Source organism: Streptomyces sp. NPDC058534 (assembly GCF_042717365.1).
GTDB lineage: Bacteria > Actinomycetota > Actinomycetes > Streptomycetales > Streptomycetaceae > Streptomyces.
The window spans coordinates 41,243-59,828 of record NZ_JBHXNW010000042.1 but is presented as its reverse complement, the minus strand read 5'-3'; the positions used below and the strand labels follow the sequence as shown (position 1 = coordinate 59,828).

Below are 18,586 nucleotides of genomic sequence, written 5' to 3'. Positions count from 1 at the left end.
TCCCGTGGCGCGGGACTTCGACGACGATGCGCCCCGCCGCATCCAGGACGCGGACGACCTGATCAACGCCCGCAAGCGGGACGAAGCCGAACGGATTCGCGCCCGCCAGCGGGACGCCGACGAACGGATCTACGTGGTGACCACCAACCTCGTCATCGACGCCCAGGAGCAGCTCGCCCGGCGCCGGCTGCTGGACCGCATCTGGCGCGCGGGGGCGGCCCTCAGCTGGCTGTCCTTACTCGCCGCCATCATCGGCACGGGCATCGCCTGGGGCACCACGGGCGACCCCGCGCGGTTCGTCGTGGGTGACCTGATCTGCGGCGGCCTGCTCCTGATGTCCTTGCTGACGCTGGTCGGCGTGTACTTCGCCGGGCGGGACGTGTCCAGCCTCCAGCGCCTGGAGGTGCATCTCGCCTCGCAGCAGGAGGCGCTGTGGAAGCAGAAGGTCAGGAACAACCCGGACGTGGACGACCGGCGCAAAATCTACCGCGAGGAAGTCACGGTTGCGGTCGAGCAGTACCAGGCCGACAGCCGCAAGTACCGGCGGATCCACAACGGCCTGCAGACCCTCATCATGATCGGTTCCGCGTCCACGACCACGATCGCGGCCCTGGACACCGGCAAGGAGCTGACCTGGCAGAGCGTCAGCCTGACCGCGATCAGCTTCGCCATCACGGTGGCCGCGATGTTCACCGGCTACTACAAGTTCCGCGAGCGCAGCTACTTCCTCCAGCAGACCGCCGACGCCATCGAGGAGGAGGTGAACGCCGTCCGGCTCGGCATCGGCCCGTACAGCGAGTACGGACCCGGCCGGGAGAACGAGGCGCTCAAGAAGTTCACCCAGCGCGTCGAAGACCACCGCAACGAACAGCGGCGCCGCCAGCAGCAGCTGGACCAGCCCGCCGACCAAGCCACGCCCTCCAGCCAGCCGCCGGCGGCCTGACTCCGGCCTCAGCCCCGGGGCCGCCCTCCTCTGCGCTCGGACCGCACGGGCACCGGCGGCGCGCCGGTCGGGCCCCGCGTCCCGCGCCCCCAGGGGAGGAAGAGGGCCAGCGCGGCCAGGACCTGGCCCAGGCCCGGGAGGATGTGCTGTAAGTCCTCGGGCCGCGCCTTCGCCACCACCGCCCGCGCGACGATGGCGACCACGGTGAGCAGCACCACGATGACCGCGAGCACGGCGAGCAGAACGTAGGCGGGTACGGCAGAAGCGAGTTCCGTCACGGGGACCTCCGGACATAGGTAAAGCCCCGGCGACTGCCGGGGCTCTCGGACACGGGACAAGCAGGGTGGGTGGGCAAACAAAGAGACCCGCACCCGGAGAATCCGGGCGCGGGTGTGCCTTCAAGCGGTGGAGCCAGCGAGGGATTTGGTCGATCCATCAACCTTCGCCTTGGTGCTTGCACCGTCGTGAGGGAGCTTGGCTCACCTCGATCCGCCGGTACCTCTGTATGCGGTTGTGGGGCGGAATCGTTGCAGCGTCCGTGACATCCGGTCAAACCGGGTGGTCACGGACCCGCACCGAATGCACGGTGAAGCGGGTTGGTGCCGGCGGGAGGGAGTTCGGTGGAGCTCTCTGAAACCTCTGCCGTTGTGCGGAGCGCCATCGTGGCAGTACCCGTGGCACCCGTCAAACCGGAAGGTTGCCCTCACGGCTGCTCTACCGGCCAGATGCGTGCTGCCCCTCAATCCGTACGACGACGAAGAGGTCCCCCGCTTCGCCCCCGTTCCTTCCCGGCCAGCCCAGTCCTTTCAGGCGTAGTCGCTGCCCCGCTTTTACCCCCGGGGGGATCCGGATCCTGTGGGTTGTTTCTGCGGAAGCCTCACCGGTTCCCTGGCAGGACTCACACCCCTCTGCGCCGCCCGCGCCAGGCTCAGGGGCACAGACCGGGCAGGGCGCCCGGTCTGCCAGAAGAATGTGCGTGACCGCGCCGAAGGCTGCGATGCGGGGGCTGACGGCGGAGCGGACGTATCTGTCCAGCCCACGGTTCGGCAGGCCCTCGTCGAAGTACCGGCGGTCGATTTCGCGGAGGGCCAGCATCACCTGGAAGGCGTCGGCTGGACGGGCGCCAGGACTCTTGGCCAGGAGCCGTTCAACGAGGCTGACCAGGGGAGGCGGGGTGGAGAGCCGTCGCTTGATCAGGGGAGGCGGCTGCTCGTTGAGGTGCTGGTTGATCAGGTGCCAGGAGTTCCCGGTGAAGGGCTGGTGCCCGGTGAGCATCTCGTAGAGCACGCACCCGAGCGAGTACAGGTCGGAGCGGTGGTCGAACGTGCCGTTGAAGCACTCGGGTGCCATGTAGGCCGGGGTGCCGATCAGGACGCCGCTGGTGGTGATGTCGTGCCGTTCGTCGCTGCTCTTGGTGATGCCGAAGTCGACCACCGTCGCCTGGCCGTTGGGGCGGACGATGATGTTGGACGGCTTGATGTCCCGGTGGGTCAGGCCTGCGCCGTGTGCGGTGCCCAGGGCGTCGGCGATGCAGATGGCCGTGCGAACGGCATCGGGCAGAGGCAGCCGGCCGTCCTTCAATACGGCGCTGAGGGGCTTGCCGCGAAGCAGCTCCATAACCAGGTAGGCGTGCAACCGTCCGTCGTGCATTGCGGAGCCGAAGTCGTGGACGGTGACGATGTGCGGATGGGACAGACTGCCGGCGACCGCAGCTTCGCGGGCAAAGCGGGCCGACTGCTGGCTGCTGTCCGCGCTGCCGTCGCCGGTGAGGACCTTGACGGCCACCAGTCGGTCGACCTTGGGGTCGTGCGCCTTCCAGACCTGCCCGAACCCGCCCGCACCGATCGCCTCGATCAGCTGATAGCGGCCGTCCAGCACGGTCCCTGCCCGCACGACTCCCCCTCTCGGTACACACCGCGACGCACGGTGTACCAGGCGTGTACCCGTCACGCTACGCCGGGACAACCACCTGGAACAGAGGAGCTGATCTACCGCGTTTCGGCTCAGGCCGTGGTTCGCAAAGCAGCCGACGGGCCGATGGCTGGCGTCCCGGCTTCCCGCGCCGCACGCTCTTGCCCAGCCCGGCGCAGCGCAGCGGCCTCGGTCGCCGCGGCCTGGCGGCGGCGCTGGGCGCGGGCCTGCTCCATCGGGGCCGGCGCATCGTCCGCGACGACGTCGGGTTCGGGGAACGCCCGGCGCGACAGCGCCCGCATCGCGGCGGTCTGCCGCTCCACCGCCTCCGCGATAGCGGGGTCGGCCAGGGACGGCAGGGCGGCCTGACGGTGTGCCTCGATCGCACGGCGGTAGCCCTCCGGGGGCATCCGGCGCTCCACCGGCACGGCGGGTGCACTCGGCTGCGGGGCCGGAGCGACGGCCGCGGTGGCGGGGCCGGCCTTCGCGGGCGCGGGCGCCAGGACGTGAACGGTGCGGACGTTCGCGCCGGACACCTTCTCGTTGGCCGCCGCGATCAGCCTCGGGGCCTTCCAGCGCAGCTGCGTGCCGTACGCGGACGCGTCGGGAGTGACGTCCAGGCGGCCGGTGTCCGCGTCGAAGCCCATGGCCTGGACGTGCCCGGCGAGCTCGGGCGCGGCCGCGGCGAGGATGTCGTCGAACCGGGCGAGGACGGATCCGCCGGCGGCCGGGGCGACCATGCCGCGCTCGGTCATCATCATGCCGATCGCCGCACCGAGCCCGAGCGGCTCGCGCCCGTCACGACGTACGACGGTGCCGGTGCGCCGCTTCGGCTTCTGGCGGGTGGCGCCGTTCTTCTTCGCCGCCTCCCGGGCCGCAATCAACGCCTGGCGTGCGAGGTCGACCCCGCTCGGGGCGGTGCTCACGCGATCACCGCCCCGGCGTCGCCGTCCAGCGGGCGCGCGGCGAGCTCCGGCAGCCTGTCCGTCCACGGCGCGGCCGCGGCCGTCTCGGTGGGGGCGGTGTGGTGCTCGCGCAGCTGCTCCAGCCGCGTCACCAGCAGGTACCCGGCCACCCGTTCCCGGGCCGCGTCGGCAGCCTTCGTCGCGGCGGCGACGGCATCCGCGCCGGTCGGGTTGTGCTGGAACCAGGGACGGCCCTGCTCAGCCTTGAATGCCCGCCGGGCCTCGGCTTCGGCCTCCTGGGTCCGGCCCAGCATCGCCAGCGCGGTGTCCTGGCATTCCTGGACGGCCTGCCGTGCGGTCTCGAACGCGGTGAACGCGTACGCGTCCCTCGCGGCCTCCGGATCGGCCTCCAGGGCAGCCACGTCGGTGATCTGCAGGAACTCCTCCCACGCAGTGGCGATGCCGCTGCCGATGGCCGTCCGGGCCTCGGAGGTGACGGTCGCGACGCTGCCCGGGGTGGACAGGTCGGCAGACCCGGCCGCCGCGAAGAGAGCGGCCTCACCGATCAGGGTCTCGGTCTGACAGCGGTGGTCGCACGCCTCGCACAGCCCGGCCGCCTGGTCCCGCCCGCAGTCCTCGCACGGCAGGGCCTGGCGCACCGATTCAGCGGCCGCCGCCTCCTGGCGCTCGTGCTCCGCCCGCTCCCGGGCAGCCGCACGGGCGGCATCGCGGCGGGCCTGCTCCGCGCGGGCCTGCTCCTGACGCCACACGAGGTCCTCCGCCTCGATGGCCACCTGCTCCCGAAGCCGCTCCTCGAGGACCTGGCGGCGCTCGCTGTCGCCCAGGCCGGGCAGCTCCCGGTCGATCTGCGTCGCGATCTTCGCGCGGCGGGCCCGCCGGATATGCGCCACGTTGCCGCACATTTCGCAGTCAGCGCCGGTGTCCAGCCGGATCCCGTCGTCGCAGCGCTGGTCCGTGCACGCCTGGCGCTGCACCAGGCCCTTGCGGATCAGCCACCCGTACGGCTTATCGACCAGGGCCTCGCCGCCGGTCTCCTTCAGCCGGTCGGTGAGCCGGTCGGCCAGCAGCCGCGGCCCGCCGCCCTGGTGCTCCAGCAGGCCCTCCAACCGCTTGATCTCCGCTTCCGCGGCTGCCTGCACCTGGTCCTGCTGCCAGCCTGAAAGCTGCACCCACAGCCCTGCGACCGGCCCCAACGCCACCTGCAGAGCAGGACGAGCCGGAAGACCCACCCTCCGCTGCTGCTGCGCCTTGTCCCAGCCCACGGCCTTCGACCGGCCACCCGCACTAGCCCCGGCAGCACACTGCCCGCCCCGCTCATCGACCGAGGACTCCTTCGGCTGTTCCCCGCGAAGCGGGCCGTCCTCAGCCACCAGCGACACCAAACCGGCAGCGGCGTCCTCGCCGTCGACGGCCCGGTCCTCGCCCGCGCACGCGCGCTCCGGCCGACGGCCTTCACCCCCACGGACTTCGCCGGAAAAGCCACCAGAGAGAGCGGGAGAAGAGACGGGAGTATCCAGGTGAGGGTGGTCAGTGTGAAGGGCTGCCGCAACGTCGGGATCTGCAACATCCGCCACATCCGTCACCGGCACGCCGCTGACCTGCGGTTCCTTCTCCATCTCAGGCGCCTCACCAGGCCCTGCCGCGACGTCGGGGTCTGAAAACCCGGGCTCCAGGGACTCCGCACGGTCCTCCTGGACGTCGTCGCCGACCGTACGGCCGTGCGCGGCGGCGACCGCCGGCACCATCAGCCGCGACCGATTCGCCAGCCCGGACCCCGTCTTCAGCCGCACCCGCAGCACCAGCTCCCGGTCCTCCAGGCGCTCCAGCACCCGCTCCCCCGCCGACGCCTTGCACCCCAGCAGCCGGGCCACCGTCGCCGCGGCCCGGCCGCGCTTGGTGTCCACCGTCCCGCCGCACTGCCGCACCCGACCGGTCTCCCGCGCCTCCAGCACCAGCAGCAGCAGCGCCAGACGATCCGTCGCCGCCCCCCGACCGGTACGCGTACCGATCAGCCCGGCCGGGGTCACCCGGCCGTCGCGGTGCTTCCAGCCCGGCGCCATCACGGCCTCCAGCAGCCGCTGCAGCGTCGCGTACTCCTTCTTCCCGAGGTTCAGCGGGTGCCCGACGACATCCTGCGCCGCCCACAGAGGCAGCACCCTGCACTCCAGGCCGATGTCCTCGCGGTACTCGCCCTTCTCGGTCTCCACCGACACCACGCCCGAGCGGCGCAGCATCGGCACCACGTCGGAGGCCGCGTAGGACGCGGACATGCCGATCCACCGGCCCAGCTCGGAGGTGTGGATCTTCACCACACCGGTCTCCGACGGCGTCCGCGACGCCAGCACCAGCACCGCCAGGCGCACCGCGTCCGGCGCACCGTCCAGGCCGGCCAGGTCCAGCAGCGTGCGCACCGCGCCACCCAGACGGGCGCGGGCATCCCGCCCGAGCGACAGCGGATGACCCGCCGCCCGCTCCGGGACCGGCCCGGCCGGTACGGACAACTCCGTACGGGGGCGCGTGAACGCAGCGGCCCGTGCCGCCACGGCGCTCATCGGCCCACCGCCCCGAGAGCAGTGGGCACCACCAGGGCCGAAGCCGTCTGCATCGTCATCGGGCCGGTGTACACGCCAAAGCGGACACCCCCCTGAGCAGCCGGAACACGCGATTCGTCATCCACCCACCGACCCACCACCGAGCGGCCTGTGGACAGAGGACGCAGAGCCCCGATCACCCCCGGCGCTCCCGCCCGGCGGGCAACAATCTTGGAAACCGTCCCGCCACACGGGAAGCTGCCCCTGCGGGCGCCGCCGTCGACGGAGTTGTTGAAAACCTCCGCGAGGGGGTGCATGAGCGGGGCAGCCAACGCCGCGACCGAGACCTTCGAGGACGCTCTGAAACCGCTGCTCTTGTAGCTTCCTACCGGAAATCCAACTTCCGGTACGAACCGCGTAAAGGTGGGCGAACTGTACGCCGATCCCGTCACACGGGACGACCGCCGCGCCTGAACTGGGGTGAAACGGACAGGGTCGAGCTGACAGGGGGACACCACTTCGGGCACTATGAGAAACGACCTGCTCTCCATATAGCTGGACCGACCCGAGCCCCTCCGGGCTGGATCTGCCAGATGTGTGGATGTGTCGGGTAAGCCCCCTTCGTGAGAAGCGGGCGGACTCCGATCGGGAGGGGGGAGATTTCTCCTCTTCTCTTGGTCCTGGTGAATCGCGAAGCCCCTGTGGTGGGGGCCCGCGATGGAACGGGTAGTGCGCCGGCCTTACGACCGGGGTGTTGCTCGTCACCGGCGGAGCCTGGTGTGGCTGTGGTGGCCGCATTGGTGACTTCGGGTGGCCCTGATAAGGGGCCGGGTACAGATGAGCGGCTTGATAGGCCGCGGCTCAGGACCAGCGCTAACTGGGATCTGAGCGACCGACTCGGGTTATGAGCCCGGTCGGAGACGGGCCGCGCGAGGCCAGCGGGAGGTTAGCCCGCTTCTTGGCGCGCGCGGCCGATGGCCGCTAGGTCATCCCGACCCCCCTTCGGAGGACGGCGTCGCGCTGCCCTCATTCGCTTTTGCGGCCTCGGGAAAGCGCTCCGCGAGGCCCTTGAGGAGGCGCAAGTAGTTCTCGCGGTGCGGGCGTCGAGGACTGGTCTGGCCCAACTCCCAGCGCGTGACCGCGACCCTCTTCACACCCACGGCGTCCGCGATGTCCTGCTGAGTGAGGCCGGCCGCGAGGCGCAGCTTCGCGCGCACACGCGGAGACGGCAGAGCCTCGGGCAGGCCGTTCAGCAGAGCGTCGACCCGCTGCGAGCGGTCCGAGTCGGACATAGCCAAGCCTTCCATGATCGTTGTAACTACGAAAGATACACGATCTGATCTCCGTTTGGGAGAAGCGGTCGGCGCGAGCTGAGTTCCGTTCCGCGCCCGGTAGGGTCCGTGCCCGTGTCCCGCTTCGCATTCTTCGACCTGGACGGCACGCTGGCCGACCGGCAGTCGGCGCTCAGCGACGCTGTGAGCGGCCTGTGCCGGGCCCACGCCCTGGCCCTGGACGCTGAACAGTGGCTGCGTACCGAGCTGGTCGACCGTGCGAACGCGGCGGACTTTGTCCGCCTGCGGGAGGTCTTCGGCCTTGAGGCGTCGGCCGCGCAGTTGTGGCAGGACTACGTCAGTCTCATGGCGGTCGCCGTCACCTGCCGCCCCGAAGTCCTCGAGGGACTTGCCCGTCTGCGCGCAGCCGCATGGACGATCGGCGTCATCACCAACGGGGCTGGCGACATTCAGCGCGCCAAGCTCGCCGGAACCGGCCTCGCGGGCCTGATTGATGGCGTCGCAGTCTCGGGTGACCTGGAGATTCGCAAGCCGGACCTGCGCCTTTTCGAACTCGCGGCGACCCGTTGCGGGGTCAGCCTCGCGGCTGGCGGCTGGATGGTCGGCGACAACCCCACTGGGGACATCGGCGGTGGCCACCAGGCTGGCCTGCGCACCATCTGGTTGCGCGGCCGCCCCTGGCCCGAGGGACTCTCCCCCGCGCACCACGTCGTCGACGACGTCACCGACGCCATCACCATCCTGCTCAACGAGACCTCGGAGTAGCACCTTGGACCAGCCGACCGTCGGAATCCTCCACCCCGGCAGCATGGGTGCCGCCGTCGCCGCCTGCGCCGCGACCAACGCGGACGCGGTCCTTTGGTGCGAGACGGGGCGCAGCACCGCGTCGGCGGCGCGCGCTGTCCGGTTCGGCCTGACGCCGGTGGTCGAACTAGCCGAGCTGCTGGACCGCAGCGACATCGTCGTCAGCCTCTGCCCGCCGGCCGCTGCCGAGGACCTGGCCCACGACGTCGCCGAGCACCGCTTTGCCGGGGTGTACGTGGAGGCGAACGCCGTCAGCCCCGTGCGGACCCAGCGGATTGCCGCCCTGCTCTCGCCGACCGCAACCGTCGTGGACGGCGGCGTCGTCGGCTCCCCGCCAGTCGGCGGCAAGGCGCCGACCCTGTATCTGTCCGGGCCCGCTGAGGTGACCCCCTGCATCGAGGCGCTGTTCGCGGACACCGCGGTCCAGGCCGTGGTTCTGGGCACGGAGGTGGGGAAGGCGTCCGCGCTGAAGTTGTCGTACGCCAGCTTCCAGAAGACATCGAGGCTGCTGGTGGCGCTTGCGGTCGGCATGGCACGCGAGCACGGCGTCGACCGGGAGCTCATCGAGGTCGCTTCCCGGCGCACTGACTCGTACCTTGCGGAACCGGAGTACGTCGCCAAGACAGCGGCCCGCGCTTGGCGCTGGGGCCCGGAGCTGGAGGAAGCTGCCGACACGCTCGCGGCCGCCGGCCTTCCGCCGGAGATGCTGCGCGCGGCCGCGTCCACGCTGGCACGGTGGAACGACGCCAAGGACGACGGCTCGCTCACGCTCACCGACGCCTTGGACCGACTCGCCCAGCCGTAGCCCGCACTCATGCCGTCGCCGCTCCCGCCCGCTGCACCAGCAGTTGGTCGATAAGCCGCGCCGCCTCCTGCGGCCCCGACGCCGTGGTCTCCACGGTCAGGTCCCAGACCATGCCCGGATGCGAGTCCAGGTCCTCGCGGGTCGCGTCCCACGCCGCCAGGCGTGCCGCGGTGTCGCTGTCGCCGCGCCCCGCTGACCGCTGCTCGGTCACCTCGCGCGGGCACCACAGCAGCACCACCGACCAGTCGGCCGGGCAGCCGTCGACCAGCGCGCGGATGCCGTCGATCTGCCCGAGGTGCACTACCGGCACCCCGGCCGCGAACGCTGCGTCGACTCCGGGCCGGTCGATCGCGTACGTGTTGCCGTACCGCGCGTTCGCGTAGACGACGTCGCCCGCGGCCTCCAGCTCGTGCAGCTGCTCAGCGGTGCCCATCCGGTAGCCGGCCGACTTGCCCGTCCCGACCTTGAGCCGGGCGAACTGCGCGTACTTCGAGTGCAGCTCGGTGAGCGCAGTGGTGACGGTGTCCTTGCCCGACGCTGGCGGGCCGTACAGGATCACGCCCTGCTTCGGATTCACGTGTACATCGCCCCCATTGCCTGCCGGGCCTGGTCGGCGAGGCTCACGGCCGTGCCCAGTCGGTTGTCCACCACCAGGTGCGGCACCGCCGGGCGCAGCTCGAGGTCGATGGTCGCCATGTACTCGTCCCACCGCTGGAGTTTCCACGCGTCACGGGCAGCGGAGCGGAAGGTGATGTACTCCCGCATCGACTCCTCATCACAGCGGACCCACACCGGGAAGACGTCCACGCCCATAGCCGCGGCCTTGTTGGTCAGGCGCTGCATCCAGGCTGCGTCGGTCAACTCCGCGATGAACGGAGCGGAGAGTACGGTGCTGATCCCGCACTTGATGTTCGCCATGGCTGACTGCATGAGGCAGTCGTACTCCACCGACCGGACACGCTCCCGGTAGAGCTCGGTATGCCTGTCGTTCGGATCGCCGCCCAGCGCGACCAGGAGCCGTTCCACCAGCGGCCGGGTGAGCGGGTCCTTGTCGAGCAGCGGCCAGCCGGTGAGCTGGACGAAGAACCTCGCCAACTCTGTCTTGCCGCTCCCGGCGTAGCCCCCGACCAGGATCAGGACAGGGCGATGCGGGTCGCCGCCGGTGTGCCTCCGCTTCCAGGCGTCGATGATGCGCTGCTGGAGAGCGAAGTGCCCGGCGTCTTCGCTGCCGGGCGAGATGCGGTGGATGGCCCGTTCGACGGCCAGGACGTGCGCGCCGTTGAGGTGGTCTTCCATCGGCGTGAGCTTGAACGACGTCTCTTCGCCGGGCAGAGCGGTTCGGAAGCCCAGGTCCGGCTCGGTGGCCCGGTAGAGAAGGCAGTAGGCGCGACGGTAGTGCGGGCCCGGGTAGACCTCGCCCTGCTCGTGCTGCCACAGAGTCTGAGGATTCGCGGCCGGGATCCCCTTCAGCTTGGCCTGCTCCGCGACCTCCCGCAGCCGCTCGCCGGCCTTCTCCAGGGTCAGGCCGTGAGCCTCACGCTGTTCTCGTAGCCGATCCGGCCGCCACCCCGCTCGCTGCTTCCCCACCCCGTGCCCCTTCGTCATCGTCATGGCCGCGAGCCTAGGGCTCGGGCTCCAAATCCCATGTGTACGCGGATGTTGAAAACCCGTGAATGAAGCTGTGTACGGGCTTCGACAAGCCTCTGTGATGTTCCATCTCCGCCGCCGCCGGTGTGATTGCCCCACACAACGACGCGGTTGGCAGGGGGTGCACACCAGTGGTTATCGACCACCACGGCGACGGCCGGAACGGATCGGAACTAGTCCAGGGCATCAGCTCTTTCGGCGAGTTCCAGCAGCTCACGCGACGCGTTGGGCCCCGCCACCAGGACGAGCTCGCGGATGGCTGCGCGGGCGGCCTGATGGGTCTGGATGATCTCGGGGGCGATGGCCTCAGCGCGCAGCAGGCAGTCGAGAGCTTCGCCGCCGTGGCGCCTCTGCGCATGGGCGCGACCCAGGTCCATCAGCAGCCGGCCCTGCCGCTCGGGCGAGAGTTCGGCGGCGTCGATGGTGAGGCCGATGTCCAGGGCCTCGCCGGCGTCTCCCAGGTCCACAGCGGTGCTGACCGCCTGAATCTCCACGTTGACCGGGCCGAACTCCAGATTGAAGTCGTTGCGGTTCTCCCTGAGCTGCGCGGCGATGGCGCGGGCCTTGGCGATTTCCTCCTTGGCCTCCGTTCGCGCACTGGCACGGGCTCTGACGAGAGCCAGGGCCAGATGCAGGGATCCGAGGACGGACAGGGATTCCGGCGATTGGCTGGCCTGTTCATTCAGCGCGCTGATCGCGGTCTGCGCAGCATGTTCGGCCTGTCCGAGGCTGCGAAGTCGTACGAATGCCTGAACCATGCGGAACACGCTGGCGCAGACGTGCAGAGGGTCGCCGGATCGCTCGGCTGCGAAGACCGCGCGGTCGGCGGCTACCCAGGCGGCATCCGCCTCATCCTGTCGTACGAACGCGGCGGACAAGGCCTGGTAGGCCCGGGACAGCAGCAGGTAAAGCTCCGCCTGGTGGTCGTTGGGAGCTGTCCGAACCGTCCGCTCCAGCTCGGGGAGCAGCTGCACCGCGAGGGTGCTGACCTGCGCGAGCTGACCTGCATGAGTCAGGTCCCAGAGGTCATCGACGTCGCTCCGCAGGGATTCGACGGCGCGCGTCGCCCCGGAGTCGTCACGGCCGACAGCCAGCAGAGTCTGAAGCGCCGGGTGACCGGACAGCAGTCGACGGGTCTCGTCCAGATCGTTGGAGAGCGACTGAGCGGTGGGTGCCTGTGATGGCCCATCTGACGGAGCGCTGGGACGCAACTGCTGTACGGACACGCCCAGTTCGTCCGCGATCTGCTGGAGCAGGTCCATGCGCTGGACGGGCTGAACACCCCGCTCGACCTGGGAAAGCCAACTGCTGGTCTTCCCGAGCGCTGCCGCGAACTCAGCTTGCGTTCGCCCTCGTTCCTTCCGGAATCTCTGGACGCGCTGCCCAAAGGCACGATCCTGCGGATCGACGTCCTTACCGGTCGGCTTCACGACGGCTCCGTTCCGGGGCGCTTGCTCAGGCCCTCCAACTCGTTGAGGAACGTCACTTCGACGTTGCTCAGGAGCGCCTCGCGGGCCGCGAGAAAGCGTCGCGTGTGGGCCTGGTCCTCGTGCGCCTGGAACGCGTCACGGTCGGCGTACAGCTCGTAGAAGACCCGGACCAATGGCTCGTCCACCGGTGTGTGCACGGCGTAGACGAGCGTGCCGGCCTCGGTGCGGATGCCCTCGATGGTCTGGGCGACCAGGTCGTCGAACTGCAGGGCTGCCGAGCTGTCTCGCAGGGTGAAGCGCACCACCAGTGCGTATCCGCTGGCCACGAAGTCTCCCTCTCCACGTCGCGTAAGCATGCACACATTCTCACACCTAAAGCTGTGGTGCTAGATAGCAGTCAAAGTGTTGACTCGCACTGACAGTGCTACTACTGTCCAAAGTGTTCCACCCCGCAAGGGACGGGCTGCCAGAAGGCACCTATTCGGCCTGCTCGAACGCACTTGACCCGCCTCTGCGCGGGCTCCTACCGAAGGGAGCTCCATCCCATGAACACCACCAGCCGCCCCACCGCCGGCCTCACCACCGAGAACTTCGACGCTGAGACGCTCGCGCTCCTGGAGGCGGTGGAGGTGCCGCTCCCCGACTTCGCCGGCCTGGACTTGGACGTCGCCTTCGGCACGCCGCTGGAGATGTACGAGGACGGCCCGCTCCCCCACGAGCAGCTGGACGGCCTGGACATCACCGCCGCCATCGCCGCGATCGAGGCCCGCGAGAGCCGACTGCTCGCCGCCCGCGACATCGTCGCCACCGACCCGACCGCCACCGAGCTGGTGCGCGAGCGCCTGGTCGACGTGCTCCTCCCCTACGCCGCGCAGCTGCGCACCGCGCCGCCGGCCACCGCCGCTGAGCCTCTGCCGCTCGCGGCCTGATCCACCGCCGGGTCCTCACGGACCCGGCTCCCCCACCCGGAACCGCCCCCAGGGCGGCGCCGGATGAGGGAGCCGGACCCTCGGTCCCCGATGTACCGCCCGGACCCCCCGATCTCGGGGCCCCGATCTCGGTCGGGGTGTGAAAGGCAGCGGCCGTTCTCTTGAGAACTGAATAGTGATCATGCGGGGCTGGCGCGAGAGGCACGCCTGCTCTCCCCCTACGCGAGGCAAAGCCGTTTCCGGGCGACCGGGAACGTGGGGAAGGACCGGGAGCTGACCAGACCGATGCACCACCGGCTGGATGGCAAGCGGATCGACCAGCGTGGCCCCAAGCATGTGGCGAGATGAGACAGATCGCCCCCGAGGCAAGCCGGGTGAAGCCTTGTCCCCGCGGCCCGACCTTGCCAGTCGCACCCACCAATCCGGTGGCGTGAAGCCGCAGCTGAGGCGCCGTACAAACCACGGCGCGCGTCACAGCTCGACATGACGCACCGGGAACCGACCCGGCACCGCCTGCAGAAGGCGACAGGCGCGCTACCGCGCCCCTTAGATCCAGCAGCCCCGCGCTGCCCAGTCGCTCACCGCCCGCTTCGGCGGTCGGTGAGCGGTGGAGAGCGCGGAGGACGATCCCGCTCTAACAGCACGACAGCCCCGGCGACTTGGAACCCTCCGGGGCTGTCCAGGACCTGACTGGAGGACCTGATGCAGCCCAGCATCGCACGCCCGCTCGGGAACACCGACTCCGACCCGGACATGGACGAGGCCCTGCGCCGCGTCCGGCAGGGGAAGTGAACGGCATGGACTGGCGACACCGCGCGGTCTGCCGCGAAGAGGACCCGGAGCTGTTCTTCCCCATCGGCACCACCGGACCGGCACTCCTCCAGATCGAGGAGGCCAAGGCCGTCTGCCGCCGCTGCCCCGTCATGGAGCAGTGCCTGCAGTGGGCGCTGGAGGCCGGACAGGACGACGGCGTCTGGGGCGGACTGTCCGAGGACGAACGGCGCGCGATGAAGCGCCGTGCCGCCCGGAACCGGCTCCGGTCCAGGAAGGCGGCGACGGCATGACGGACGCTGACCAGAAGCGCCTGGAGGACGAGCTCCGCCGGACCAACGACAACCACGACTTCGGCCGCCGCGCCCACGGCTGACCGCCCCGCTCCGCAGGACGGGAACGCAACTTCCGTCCCGCACCGCGCTGTTCCACCAGGCCGGGGCCGCGCCCCCCCCCCCCGGGACGGGGCCGAGGAAGACCGCCGAGACGACCGCGACGGAGGGGCGCCCCCCCCCCACCGCGCGCCCGCGGGCGCGGGGGTGCCCCCCCAGCGGGGCGCGAGCGGCGGTGGCGACCGGCGCCGCGGCCCGCCGGCGGCGGCGGCCGGCCCTTTCGCACGCCTCCAGCCCGAGAGAGTCTCGGGCCCGCATCCCCGCAGGAGAGCCCATGCGCAGCAGCACCCAGCTCGACACCGCGACGACCGCCACCGGTTCCACCCGGCTGCCGGACTCGCTGTGCACGCACACCCCGAAGTGCCCGTCGGCCGACAGTCCGGACCGCGAGGCCGCCGTCGTCGTGGCCGGCCACCCGGAGCAGGGCTGGAGCCTGCTGTGCAACGCCGTCGTGCTCTTCGAGGACACCGGCGAGCTGCTCCCCGACGGCAAGGTCGTCGCCCCGCACCGGCCCCTCGCGGTCGCGGCCTGACTGACGGCTGCCTGATCCGCCCGCACCGACCGCCCATCCCGTGGCGGCCGGGTCGGGCGGTGACGGGGAGCCGGACAGTCCGGACCGCGTGATCCGTGAGGAGCTACGGATGCCCTTCTCCACCCCGGCCGCCACCGCGGCGGCCACCGCGTTCAAGGTCGACGACTTCGTGCTGTACCGCGACCCCGAGCGGTTCTGGCGCGGCGAGCCGGGCCACACCTTCGTCTGCCGCGTCAGCGCCGTCCTGCGCTTCACCAACGGCGGGTGCCGCTACAACCTGCTGCCGGTGACGGGAGGCCTGGTCCGTGAGGTCCAGGGCGACTACATGCGGCTGCTGCCGCCGGCCGACGCGATGCGCGACATCGACACCGCCCCGCTGAACGGCGACGCCGCCGCCGACGACATGACCGCGGCCGCGATGGCCTGGCTCACCCAGAAGGCCGCCACCGCCAACCGGCGCCCGGAGCTGCCGCCCCACTGACCCCGCCCCCTCAAGCCCTGCCGGGCCGCCGCCTTCCCCAAGCGACGGCCCGGCAGGCGCACACCAGAAAGGACCCCGCCTGTGAGCACCCGACGCCAGCCCGCCCGCAAGGCTCCCGCCAAGAAGACGACGACCAGGGCCAAGACCACCCCGGCCACCAAGACGGCCGCGACGGCTGGCCCGAACGAGGCCGCCGACACCACGGTGACCACCGAGCCCGCCCCCACCCCGGCGCCGCTGCCGGAGGTCGACACCGAGGCGATCGTGACCGCCGCCCGCGCCGAGGCCGACCAGCTGCTGGCCGCCGCGCGCACCGAGGCGGAGGACCTGATCGAGCAGGCCCGCCGGAAGAGCGCCGACGCAGAAGGCACCGCGCAGAAGGCGCAGGCGGAGGCGGACAGCATCCTCGCCGTCGCCAAGGACCAGGCGATGCGGATGCGCAAGCTCACCGAGGAGCAGATCGCGTCGGCGGAGGAGACCGTGCAGCGCGCCCGCACGATCGCCGACGGCGACCTGGCGGCGGCCGAGCAGACCCTCGCCCGCCGCCGCCAGGCCGCGGAAAAGCTCCAAGCCGAGGCCGAAGCCGAGGCCGCCCGGATCGTGGAAGCCGCCCGCGCCCGCGCGGCGCAGCTGCGCACCGAGGCCGAGCAGGACAAGGACCGCGTCCAGGCCGAGGCCGACGCCACCGCCGCGCACGCCGCGCACCTGGTGGAGGAAGCCAAGCAGCGGGCCGCTGATCTGGTGGCCGCTGCCGAGGACGACGCCCGCGCCCGCCGCGAGGCCGCGACCGAGATGCGCCAGCAGGCGGAGAAGGACTCCGAGCAGCTGCGCACCCAGGCCCGCGAGGACGTCGCCACGGCCGAAGAGGATGCGGCGAGGATCCTGGACAACGCCCGCGGCCAGGCCGCCGAAGTCCTCCGCGAGGCGGAGCAGGACGCCGACGACACGCGCGGCGACGCGCAGCAGGTCCTCGAGGCCGCGCAGGCCCGCGCCGAGGAGGACGTCCTGAAGGTCCGCTCGATCGCGGAGGCCAAGGCGGCCGGCGCCATCTCCAGCGCGGAGGCCGCCGCATCCGAGCGGATCACGGCGGCGGAGAAGGAAGCGGGCCGCCTGGTCGCCGACGCCAAGCGGGAAGCCGAGCAGGTCCGCAACCGCGCACGCACCGAGCAGCAGTCGGCGTGGAAGGAGCTGGAGGCCACCCGCGAGGAGGTAACCAAGGCCCAGGCGCTCATCGCGAAGCAGGAGAAGAGGAAGAACTTCGTCAACACCTGGGGGCCGCGCGTGGCCCTGGGCGCGACGATCGTCCTCACCGCCTCCGGCGAGTTCGCCCTGGCCAAGCTGAGCGGCTGGCCCGCAGAGGTCGCCTGGGCGCTGCCGCTGGCGATCGACGTCTACGTCGTGCAGGCGTTCCGCCGGCACCGCGACGTCGCGGGCGCGCTGATCCTCATGGTCGCCGCGAACGCGATCTACCACCTCGCGTACGCCGGCCTGGTCGGCGTCGACAAGAAGGGCGACCCGCTGTGGTGGCTCATCGTCGGCGTCGCCGCCATCGCCCCGTGGGTGATGTGGCGCATCCACCAGATCACCAAGGAGCCCGGTGAGACGGACTCCGGTGAGACCGGCACCACCGGCGGCGCCGGGCCGGATGAGACCACGCGCACCGCGCCCGCCGGTGAGACCGAGCACACCCGGGCCGCCGATCTCACCGGCTTCGGTGAGACGGTTCCCCACCCGCGCACCGCCCCGGCACTCGTTGCTGAGACGGGTGAGGGTGAGACCCGCCGGGAGCTTGAGACCGGTCCGGCTGAGATGAGCGGCCCGGTGAGCCTGACTGAGACGACGTCTCACGCGAGTGAGACGCGCAGGTCAGACGCTGAGACGGACTCCTCCGGCAACGGCGTGACTCCGGTTCCGCTGCGCTCCGGTGAGACCGGCCGCCCCGCTCTCGCCCGGGACGCTGAGATCGAGGGGCAGATCACCTCGCTGCTCAGTCTCATGTACCGGCGCCAGGGCGCGGAGACCGTCTCAGTGGACGAAGCCAAGGACGTCCTCGGTGTCTCACGCGCCACCGCCGGCCGCCGCCTTGAGATCGCACGGACCCGCTTCCGCGACGTCTCGTGAGATCGCTGGGCGTCAACCGGCCGCCGGTGGGCCTCGCGCCCTGACGCACCGCACCACAGCGGACCGCCGGAAAGGCCGGCGCACCGCACGGTCCGGCACACACCAGTGAGGGCCAGCCCGCGGGATTCGGGCTGGCCCTCGCTGCGACTGCCGGAAGCAGTCAACAGCCCCCCGAGTACAGCAGATCCGACCCCCACGGAGGACCCCGTGAGCACCGAAGACAAGCCCTTCTTCGACGACCCGAACGCGGCGCTGCGCGAGATCGCGCAGAACCCCGCCGCCTACGCGCACTACCTCGCGGACTTCAACCGGGTCGTGCTGGACATGCAGGCCAAGCTGGAGATCCTCCAGCGCGAGACGCGCCTGCACTGCCGTAAGACCCGCGTGGAGGGAGACAAGTGGGGCCAGGCTTTCCTGCGCTCCTTCCCGGTGGAAAAGTCCCTGAACGACGTTCTCAACGACCTCAAGAGCATTAGTTCCGGGCTGGAAAAGAGCGCCCATAGGCGCCACGCCCACGACGAAAAGGTGCAGGAGGTCAGGAAGAACCGAAAAGAAAAGGCGCAGCTCAAGGCGCGTAAGAACAACCCGCCGCTCCAGGCGGCCCCGGAGAGCTCGGGACAGCAGGGTGCACAGAGCCCGAATATGGGTTATGGTGGTCCCACGTCGATTTACAACCTGGACCGCAGGGAGTCGGCGTGAGTGCCGGTCGCCCGCTCACGAAAGCGGAGCGCAAGGCGTTCAACCGTGCGAAACATGAGCAGAAAATCAAGCAAGAAATGATCGCTCAGCACGGTAACGACCTCGGCAATTTCTACGCCTGGCTCCGAGTTGTGAGCATCAGGGGAACACAGGCTTACCGCGGCGGGGACACGGCGTTCATCCGTGAGGTCGTGCGGGCCCTGCAGAACGTCCACAACCGCCACGTCGGCTAGCTACCTCGCATCTCATCACGAAGGGCCGTCCCCGATCCCGGAGACGGTCCTTCGGCGATCCCAACGCGTGCCGCGCGTGACGCGTGCCGCGCGTGACGCGCACGCGTGTACGCGAGGCCGAGGCCGACTGTCAAGCCCA

At 70.7% G+C, this 18,586-nt stretch carries 19 protein-coding genes; 10 read left to right on the top strand and 9 right to left on the bottom strand.

The window, feature by feature from the left end; all coding sequences use genetic code 11:
• The first annotated feature begins 4 nt into the window (after window positions 1-4).
• Window positions 5-943, top strand: coding sequence for a DUF4231 domain-containing protein (locus tag ACFWR9_RS24895; protein ID WP_383845853.1), 939 nt, complete (start codon window positions 5-7; stop codon window positions 941-943).
• A gap of 8 nt (window positions 944-951) precedes the next feature.
• Here the strand turns inward: ACFWR9_RS24895 and ACFWR9_RS24890 are convergent, their stop codons facing one another.
• The 5 genes from ACFWR9_RS24890 to ACFWR9_RS24870 form a co-directional block, all read right to left on the bottom strand.
• On the bottom strand, window positions 952-1,221 hold the full coding sequence (locus tag ACFWR9_RS24890; protein ID WP_383845851.1) for a hypothetical protein: 270 nt from the start codon (window positions 1,219-1,221) through the stop codon (window positions 952-954).
• A 436-nt stretch (window positions 1,222-1,657) separates the two neighbouring features.
• Window positions 1,658-2,821 (bottom strand): protein kinase, encoded by a 1,164-nt coding sequence (locus ACFWR9_RS24885; protein ID WP_383845849.1) that lies wholly within the window; start codon window positions 2,819-2,821, stop codon window positions 1,658-1,660.
• A gap of 125 nt (window positions 2,822-2,946) precedes the next feature.
• Window positions 2,947-3,780 carry a DciA family protein gene (locus ACFWR9_RS24880; RefSeq protein WP_383845847.1) on the bottom strand — a complete coding sequence of 278 codons (834 nt, stop codon included), beginning with the start codon at window positions 3,778-3,780 and terminating at the stop codon, window positions 2,947-2,949.
• Window positions 3,777-6,332: a hypothetical protein gene (locus ACFWR9_RS24875; protein WP_383845845.1), complete on the bottom strand. Its 2,556-nt coding sequence runs from the start codon at window positions 6,330-6,332 to the stop codon at window positions 3,777-3,779. The genes ACFWR9_RS24880 and ACFWR9_RS24875 overlap by 4 nt, the downstream gene beginning before the upstream one ends.
• A gap of 965 nt (window positions 6,333-7,297) precedes the next feature.
• Window positions 7,298-7,603 (bottom strand): helix-turn-helix transcriptional regulator, encoded by a 306-nt coding sequence (locus ACFWR9_RS24870; protein ID WP_383845887.1) that lies wholly within the window; start codon window positions 7,601-7,603, stop codon window positions 7,298-7,300.
• A gap of 114 nt (window positions 7,604-7,717) precedes the next feature.
• Between ACFWR9_RS24870 and ACFWR9_RS24865 the strand changes: the two genes are divergently transcribed.
• Together ACFWR9_RS24865 and ACFWR9_RS24860 are read left to right on the top strand one after the other, a co-directional pair.
• Window positions 7,718-8,368 (top strand): HAD family hydrolase, encoded by a 651-nt coding sequence (locus ACFWR9_RS24865; protein WP_383845843.1) that lies wholly within the window; start codon window positions 7,718-7,720, stop codon window positions 8,366-8,368.
• Window positions 8,369-8,372: 4 nt separating this feature from the next.
• Window positions 8,373-9,212 carry a DUF1932 domain-containing protein gene (locus ACFWR9_RS24860; RefSeq protein ID WP_383845841.1) on the top strand — a complete coding sequence of 280 codons (840 nt, stop codon included), beginning with the start codon at window positions 8,373-8,375 and terminating at the stop codon, window positions 9,210-9,212.
• Between the two features lie 7 nt (window positions 9,213-9,219).
• Here the strand turns inward: ACFWR9_RS24860 and ACFWR9_RS24855 are convergent, their stop codons facing one another.
• The 4 genes from ACFWR9_RS24855 to ACFWR9_RS24840 form a co-directional block, all read right to left on the bottom strand.
• A complete protein-coding gene (locus ACFWR9_RS24855; protein WP_383845839.1) occupies window positions 9,220-9,789 on the bottom strand; it encodes a guanylate kinase in 570 nt (189 codons plus the stop codon).
• Complete coding sequence (locus ACFWR9_RS24850; protein WP_383845837.1) at window positions 9,786-10,823, bottom strand: AAA family ATPase; 1,038 nt, start codon at window positions 10,821-10,823, stop codon at window positions 9,786-9,788. The genes ACFWR9_RS24855 and ACFWR9_RS24850 overlap by 4 nt, the downstream gene beginning before the upstream one ends.
• A 209-nt stretch (window positions 10,824-11,032) precedes the next feature.
• Window positions 11,033-12,289 carry a helix-turn-helix domain-containing protein gene (locus ACFWR9_RS24845; protein ID WP_383845835.1) on the bottom strand — a complete coding sequence of 419 codons (1,257 nt, stop codon included), beginning with the start codon at window positions 12,287-12,289 and terminating at the stop codon, window positions 11,033-11,035.
• Window positions 12,286-12,615 carry a putative quinol monooxygenase gene (locus ACFWR9_RS24840; protein WP_383845833.1) on the bottom strand — a complete coding sequence of 110 codons (330 nt, stop codon included), beginning with the start codon at window positions 12,613-12,615 and terminating at the stop codon, window positions 12,286-12,288. Before ACFWR9_RS24840 ends, ACFWR9_RS24845 begins: the two co-directional genes overlap by 4 nt.
• Window positions 12,616-12,834: 219 nt before the next feature.
• On the opposite strand from ACFWR9_RS24840, the gene ACFWR9_RS24835 reads away from it, so the two are divergent.
• The 7 genes from ACFWR9_RS24835 to ACFWR9_RS24805 all read left to right on the top strand — a co-directional run bounded on the left by ACFWR9_RS24835 (window position 12,835) and on the right by ACFWR9_RS24805 (window position 18,447).
• Window positions 12,835-13,218, top strand: coding sequence for a hypothetical protein (locus ACFWR9_RS24835; RefSeq protein WP_383845831.1), 384 nt, complete (start codon window positions 12,835-12,837; stop codon window positions 13,216-13,218).
• Window positions 13,219-14,015: 797 nt separating this feature from the next.
• Window positions 14,016-14,282 carry a WhiB family transcriptional regulator gene (locus tag ACFWR9_RS24830; protein WP_383845830.1) on the top strand — a complete coding sequence of 89 codons (267 nt, stop codon included), beginning with the start codon at window positions 14,016-14,018 and terminating at the stop codon, window positions 14,280-14,282.
• A gap of 439 nt (window positions 14,283-14,721) precedes the next feature.
• Window positions 14,722-14,913 (top strand): DUF5999 family protein, encoded by a 192-nt coding sequence (locus ACFWR9_RS24825; protein ID WP_383845885.1) that lies wholly within the window; start codon window positions 14,722-14,724, stop codon window positions 14,911-14,913.
• Between the two features lie 109 nt (window positions 14,914-15,022).
• Window positions 15,023-15,394, top strand: coding sequence for a hypothetical protein (locus ACFWR9_RS24820; RefSeq protein WP_383845828.1), 372 nt, complete (start codon window positions 15,023-15,025; stop codon window positions 15,392-15,394).
• An 81-nt stretch (window positions 15,395-15,475) separates the two neighbouring features.
• Window positions 15,476-17,515, top strand: a complete 2,040-nt coding sequence (locus ACFWR9_RS24815) for a hypothetical protein (protein WP_383845826.1) — start codon at window positions 15,476-15,478, stop codon at window positions 17,513-17,515.
• A gap of 207 nt (window positions 17,516-17,722) precedes the next feature.
• Window positions 17,723-18,214 carry a hypothetical protein gene (locus ACFWR9_RS24810; protein WP_217246113.1) on the top strand — a complete coding sequence of 164 codons (492 nt, stop codon included), beginning with the start codon at window positions 17,723-17,725 and terminating at the stop codon, window positions 18,212-18,214.
• On the top strand, window positions 18,211-18,447 hold the full coding sequence (locus ACFWR9_RS24805; protein WP_383845824.1) for a hypothetical protein: 237 nt from the start codon (window positions 18,211-18,213) through the stop codon (window positions 18,445-18,447). Before ACFWR9_RS24810 ends, ACFWR9_RS24805 begins: the two co-directional genes overlap by 4 nt.
• The last annotated feature ends 139 nt before the right edge of the window (window positions 18,448-18,586 follow it).